The sequence below is a fragment of the Pseudoblastomonas marina genome (assembly GCF_014641655.1).
In the GTDB taxonomy this organism is placed as follows: domain Bacteria; phylum Pseudomonadota; class Alphaproteobacteria; order Sphingomonadales; family Sphingomonadaceae; genus Alteriqipengyuania_A; species Alteriqipengyuania_A marina.
The window spans coordinates 1-837 of record NZ_BMID01000027.1 but is presented as its reverse complement, the minus strand read 5'-3'; the positions used below and the strand labels follow the sequence as shown (position 1 = coordinate 837).

The window sequence follows — 837 nt, the reverse complement described above, 5'->3', positions numbered from 1 at the left end:
TAATCAAGACAAATTTAAATATTTTTATTCATCCCCCCCTCCAGCGAAGCTGGAGGGGGTAGCGAATTTTTTAATTCTATTATTTTATTTAATCCTTTTTCAGTTAAATGTTCTTTATTTTTAATAAGAATAGCGGCTTCTTTAAATTTAACATAATCATTATATTTAGAACCTTCAATTTTGTATTGATCAAAAAAAGGAATAATATATATAATTATATCATTAATTTTTGTAACTATAAATTCACATACTTTACGATTTTTATATTGAGCTATATAACCACAATTAAAAAATTTGACTAAACTTTTTAATAACAATATATCTCTTGAATCTTGAGCTATAGAAAAACGTAACCATACTTTAGTACCAGACATAGTTATAAAAAAATTGGCTTCTCCTGATGAGAAGCCAGCTACTCAGTTCCCCCCTCCTGGAAGGAGGGGTAGCGAAGATAAATTACTTAATATATTATTCTCAATTTTTACCCTTTTAACTGGTATTATAGAAGGAAAAGATTCCTTTAAAGTTTTAGATAAACCTCAATTAAGAGATGCTCTATGTTCCAAGATTTCTTTTAATCCTTCTAAAGTAGTATGTTTGTTTTCTAACATTAATGATACAATTTGTTTAAATATCACCAAATCTCCATATTTATTAGTTATTAATTGATACTTTTCAAAATGAGGTATAATTATATTATTTAAACTAGTTATATCACTAACTCTAAATTCAACCGTAGATCTATCATTTATTTTGGATATATATCCAATATTATCGAAATAATTTTGAATTAATAATAATAAAGCTCTATCTTTCTCGTTTAATTTTATTTGAAAT

General features: G+C 25.1%; 1 protein-coding gene and 1 pseudogene. Both read right to left on the bottom strand.

The features are described 5' to 3' along the window. Positions 1 to 14: 14 nt before the first annotated feature. Positions 15 to 401: pseudogene (locus IEW49_RS13415) on the bottom strand (LAGLIDADG family homing endonuclease); the annotation flags it as partial. A 138-nt stretch (positions 402 to 539) separates the two neighbouring features. Further along, on the bottom strand, positions 540 to 837 hold a 298-nt coding region (locus tag IEW49_RS13410; protein ID WP_188643238.1), incomplete at its 5' end, for an LAGLIDADG family homing endonuclease.